We start from the raw sequence: 4,175 nt of genomic DNA, 5'->3' as shown, positions 1-4,175 counted from the left end.
GACCGGAGAGCTTCAGAGGCCGCAAGGTTGGCGTGCTGGTCAGCGACGGCGTGGATGCCGCCATATTCGAGCAACTCCGGTCCGCGATCGAAACGGAAGGCGCGGTGATGGAGGTTGTCGCCGCAAAGGTCGGCGGCGTAAGTGCGGCTGACGGCACGCAAATCGAAGCGAGGCACATGATCGACGGCGGACCATCGGTCCTGTTCGACGCGGTCGTGCTTATGTTGTCAGAACCGGGCGCCGAACTGCTGGCCAAGGAAGCCGCGGCGAAGGATTTCGTTTCCGATGCCTTCGCGCATTGCAAATTCATCGGGTTCACGCCACAAGCCGAGCCACTCCTGGCCAGGGCAGGTGTCGAGGCGGATGCGGATGAAGGACTGATAAGGCTGGAATCAGAAGAGGCGGCTGAGGAATTTGTCCAGGCCTGCCGGAAGTTGCGGCTTTGGGCGCGGGAGGCGGCCGTCAAGCTCTGACGCGGGTGCATGCTGGCCATCTGTTTGCATGGTAGACGGGAACCCCGGCGACCATGCGGGCGGAAGCATCCGCGCCGCTCTTACTGGGCCGTCTATGACCGGGCGTTGTTCTTAGCCGTTTCCTCTCGCTGTTTTTTCAGGACTTCGTCAGTCCCGACCAGCTTTTTCGCCCCGCCGGAGATCGCTGTGGACACCACGGCAGGCGGGTCGCTCGCGGGAAAGGAATCCTCAAGTCCGGCCTGCAACTGGTCTTCCAAGGTTTTCGGCTCTTCCGACCGACCAAGTGTCCTTCGGGTTTCTGCTTCCTCCAGCGGCTGTTTCATTTTCGGCGAACAACTGACCTCTCGAACGCAGGCGTAAAGCTGTTCGATGGCAAATTCCTTCATTGTCTCGAAATCTGCCCTTTCATCATTCATTGCCTCGATCTGATCGACCATAGTCTTCTCGAACCGTTCAAGGCTATCGCTTCCGCAAGCCTGGCAAAGACGCAATAATGCTTCGTGGAGCACTTTCGGACCAAAATAGGCAGACGCCTCGAGCTTGAGCCGCTGCAAATGCTCTGGAGTTACCGCCTGAATTTTTGACATATGCAGCCCTTTCGCCTGACGAGCATATCAACGGTAATGGTCGGCAGATGTTCCATTCACCCGGCACTGATGGATAGCTCTTGTTCAGCGAGCCGCCGCCAATCGCTGCGACGCAGACTGGTCGACGCGATTTCTGGCCTGTAGATGCGGCAAACTGCGGTAACGTGCGACCGGAATGGTTTGAGCGCTTGGTCGAGAATGCCGCAAGCGGGAATATGCCGGTGTCTGTGGGCTTCAGAGGTCCGGCGCAGATCAAGCTCTTCCGGCGCTTGGCCGATGTAAACTGACAGCACAGTGCGCAAGGCGGCATGAGCTGCCAAGTAGCGTCGTTGATCGCGCTCAAACACGAACCGACTGCCCCTGGTCAATTCAGCTGGGCTAAGCGCGGTCAGGTCCATTTGTGAAATTCGAGTATCGAGGGCGATCCGCCATATATGGACATCGAAGCCGAGAACTGGCGTTGCCCGCGCGCCATCGTCTTGCAAGACAACACCGCTCTGCTTCATCTTACACTTTCCTCGCCGACAGAAGAGCGCGGCATGGCGTCGGCCCGATCGACGCCAATGGTAGCTGGTGATTAGCCATTAAGGAACGCTAGCAGATTTCGCCCCAGTTTAGGATAGGGGTAAGCGCGCTCTTGGCGATGGCCATCCGGGTTGTAGAAAGCACAGGTCAAGTGCCGTGCCAGCAAGTGAGAAAGGAACCTTTTCTGAAACAGGCCGTTTGCCAGCAGGTCGTTGCATTAGCGACCAGTAACAACGGAAGGATCTTGTCATGAGCTACAAGATGATCTGTCTAGGCGCGATGGCGCTTTCGATGGTAAGCGGCGTTTCTCTCGCGGCAGGCGCCGACTCAGGCACGACTGCCTTGGATGACCCCGCAAAGATGGAGCCGTTCTACACAGACTCTAGCATGACGACGATGCGGTCCGACGACGAGTTCACGGCAGCTTGGAAAGCGCTGACAGACGAGGATCGTACGGCAATGACAAAAGTCTGCGATGACGAGGCGGCAAACGCCAACGCCGCCAACACCCACCCTGAATTCTGCAGCAATGTCAAAAAGCTCGGCGGCGAGAGTAACTGAACCATGGAAGGCGGGCAACGGCCCGCCGTTTGATTACCGACTGTGAGGCCGGAGCGAATGGATAGCCGCATGGCGTGGGCTATATTGACCGGTCGCTCCGCCACTCACGGCCATGCGAATGACCAGACCAATGATAAAACACCCGCGCGATGCGCTGCTGCCAGAGCCGCATCTTTGGTTGCTTCAGGGTCCACCCGCCAACCGCACTGGACGCGAGCGCGTTGTGCGCTAGCACCAATGCGCGGGTGATTGTTGCGTGCCACCCAGTAAGAGCAATTGCAGGGTACCGATCCTCAAGCCGGCTCTGAATTGTCGGCTGACTCGGCAGTTTCAGGCAAATCTCCTTCAACTGCCGAATCAGTACTCGGATGGCAAGGATACCTGCGTATCTGAGCGGAGCCCCTGGCGATTCCTGCCGGAACCCCGCAAGCCCATGTCATAGGGGATTACGCGGCCGCTTGAAGAGCACGTTCGTTGACGCCACCCTCGCCTAGACCCGTCAGCGCTTCGTCTGTCGCGACCTCTTCCTCGAGCGTCGCTTTGAGAAGAGAGACGATATCGGCCTTTCCCATCTGTTCTGCCCAGGCAATAAGAGTACCGTACCGGGCGATCTCGTAATGCTCGACGGCTTGCGCCGCTGCGACCAGTCCGGCATCGAGCGCAGGAGCACCTTCATATTCTTCGAGGATTTCCGAGCCTTCTTCAATGATGCCGTCGATCGCCGGACAGGTCTTGCCGCGTGCTGCCTTGCCAAATTTCTCGAACACCTCCTCGAGGCGATCGACGTGAGCTTCCGTTTCCATACGATGCTTTTCGAAGGCAGCAGTCACTTTTTCCGACTCCGCACCTTTCGCCATTTTCGGCAGGGCCCTCAGGATTTTCTTTTCGGCGTAGTAAAGATCTTTGAGTCCGTCGAGGAACAGGTCCTCAAGACCCTTGGTTGTCGCTTTCGCGGCTTTCTTCGCAGTTGGCATGGTCTTCTCCCGCTGGGGTTGGAGCTAGCCTCCCTAACTAGGAAGGCGTCCGATAACCCCGCCGGCCGGCAACAAGTTCCCTGATGATTCGAGCCGCTGGAAATTTTCCGAGGCCCCGGGTTCGCATAGTCAGGTGCTGCAAAGGGTTACGCTGGCGAGCGCAGGCGCAGCGCCGCCCTTTGGGGCCCGCCCCCGATCGGCCCGCGCCGGGCAAATAGGCTCAATCGATCCGTCTGATACGGCCCTTGTCGAGACGGAACACTCCATCCTGTCCGCCCTGCTTCTCAAAGTCGGTAAGCAGATCATCCCATGTACCCAGGAATTCGCCACAGTCGTCGCAAACGATCCTGTCCTCGGGACCGGCGTCGGCCGGAATCCTCAGCCTTATTGTCAGGCAATAAGGGCACTCCAACTGGTGGTTAAGGTACTGTTTGGTCATTGACGACAGCGAGAATGCACCGGAAATGTGGCCCCTGCAACCTGGCTCGCGCTGATCCGACGGGCTTGGTCCGAAAATGTACAGCGATCGGCATCACGGATTGTCGCGATCCTCCAGGAATACGAGCGCGTCTTGGCTGGGGCCGAATGTTCAAAGCCGATGAACAGCAGGGTTTAGCGCAGATAGTTACCGCTGCTGCCAGTGCGTTCTGAACACCGGATCTTGAAACTCTGAGACAGTCCGCTCTCGGTTCGAGTCAAGACAGCTTGAGCCCATCATATCCCGTCTTTGGTCGGAGGCCACCCAGCCTGAGCCGTCGGCGGAATGTTGTCGGAGGTCACTTCGCCCCGCTTGAGTTTTCTAATGGCTTCGTCGGCTTCGATTTCATCCAGGCCGGAGAGCGGCAAACCGTCAACTACGACGGCTTCCTCGCTCTCGTCGTCATAGACTTCCCACAAGCCCTCCGAATCCTGTCGTTTGTTGTAGATGGTTGGCATGGCAGCTCCTTTTATGCCGGAACAACTCAAGCCGCCCACGGATGTTCCCTGGTCCTTAAGCGTTTTGCGATCCTAAATTTGACGCTCATTGGCCGGCGCAAATGGCACAGAGTTGTGCG

The 4,175-nt window shown here is 58.0% G+C and carries 6 protein-coding genes and 1 pseudogene; 2 read left to right on the top strand and 5 right to left on the bottom strand.

The window, feature by feature from the left end:
- A pseudogene (locus tag EOA86_RS24600) lies at positions 1-473 on the top strand (catalase HPII); the annotation flags it as partial.
- A gap of 92 nt (positions 474-565) precedes the next feature.
- Here the strand turns inward: EOA86_RS24600 and EOA86_RS24595 are convergent.
- Both EOA86_RS24595 and EOA86_RS24590 read right to left on the bottom strand, forming a co-directional pair.
- The gene (locus EOA86_RS24595; protein WP_127209310.1) at positions 566-1,060 is read right to left on the bottom strand and encodes a hypothetical protein; all 495 of its coding nucleotides are present in this window, start codon (positions 1,058-1,060) and stop codon (positions 566-568) included.
- Between the two features lie 56 nt (positions 1,061-1,116).
- A complete protein-coding gene (locus EOA86_RS24590) occupies positions 1,117-1,566 on the bottom strand; it encodes a hypothetical protein (RefSeq protein ID WP_128344042.1) in 450 nt (149 codons plus the stop codon).
- A gap of 268 nt (positions 1,567-1,834) precedes the next feature.
- On the opposite strand from EOA86_RS24590, the gene EOA86_RS24585 reads away from it, so the two are divergent.
- Complete coding sequence (locus tag EOA86_RS24585) at positions 1,835-2,146, top strand: hypothetical protein (RefSeq protein WP_127209309.1); 312 nt, start codon at positions 1,835-1,837, stop codon at positions 2,144-2,146.
- Positions 2,147-2,592: 446 nt separating this feature from the next.
- Here EOA86_RS24585 and EOA86_RS24580 read toward each other — a convergent pair whose 3' ends face one another.
- The 3 genes from EOA86_RS24580 to EOA86_RS24570 form a co-directional block, all read right to left on the bottom strand.
- Positions 2,593-3,120: a ferritin-like domain-containing protein gene (locus tag EOA86_RS24580; protein WP_127209308.1), complete on the bottom strand. Its 528-nt coding sequence runs from the start codon at positions 3,118-3,120 to the stop codon at positions 2,593-2,595.
- A gap of 220 nt (positions 3,121-3,340) precedes the next feature.
- Positions 3,341-3,559: a hypothetical protein gene (locus tag EOA86_RS24575; RefSeq protein WP_065006889.1), complete on the bottom strand. Its 219-nt coding sequence runs from the start codon at positions 3,557-3,559 to the stop codon at positions 3,341-3,343.
- Positions 3,560-3,834: 275 nt separating this feature from the next.
- A complete protein-coding gene (locus tag EOA86_RS24570; RefSeq protein ID WP_127209307.1) occupies positions 3,835-4,056 on the bottom strand; it encodes a hypothetical protein in 222 nt (73 codons plus the stop codon).
- Positions 4,057-4,175 lie beyond the last annotated feature (119 nt).

The organism is Mesorhizobium sp. M5C.F.Ca.IN.020.32.2.1, from assembly GCF_004023105.1.
In the GTDB taxonomy this organism is placed as follows: domain Bacteria; phylum Pseudomonadota; class Alphaproteobacteria; order Rhizobiales; family Rhizobiaceae; genus Mesorhizobium; species Mesorhizobium wenxiniae.
The sequence above is the reverse complement of the archived record's forward strand: the minus strand, read 5'-3'. Positions and strand labels throughout refer to the sequence as shown.

Excerpts from the sequence above, each read along its gene's own strand:
- EOA86_RS24570 (WP_127209307.1), bottom strand. The coding sequence starts at position 4,056 with ATGCCAACCATCTACAACAAACGACAGGATTCGGAGGGCTTGTGGGAA.
- EOA86_RS24595 (WP_127209310.1), bottom strand. The coding sequence starts at position 1,060 with ATGTCAAAAATTCAGGCGGTAACTCCAGAGCATTTGCAGCGGCTCAAG.
- EOA86_RS24590 (WP_128344042.1), bottom strand. The coding sequence starts at position 1,566 with ATGAAGCAGAGCGGTGTTGTCTTGCAAGACGATGGCGCGCGGGCAACG.
- EOA86_RS24575 (WP_065006889.1), bottom strand. The coding sequence starts at position 3,559 with ATGACCAAACAGTACCTTAACCACCAGTTGGAGTGCCCTTATTGCCTG.
- EOA86_RS24580 (WP_127209308.1), bottom strand. The coding sequence starts at position 3,120 with ATGCCAACTGCGAAGAAAGCCGCGAAAGCGACAACCAAGGGTCTTGAG.
- EOA86_RS24585 (WP_127209309.1), top strand. The coding sequence starts at position 1,835 with ATGAGCTACAAGATGATCTGTCTAGGCGCGATGGCGCTTTCGATGGTA.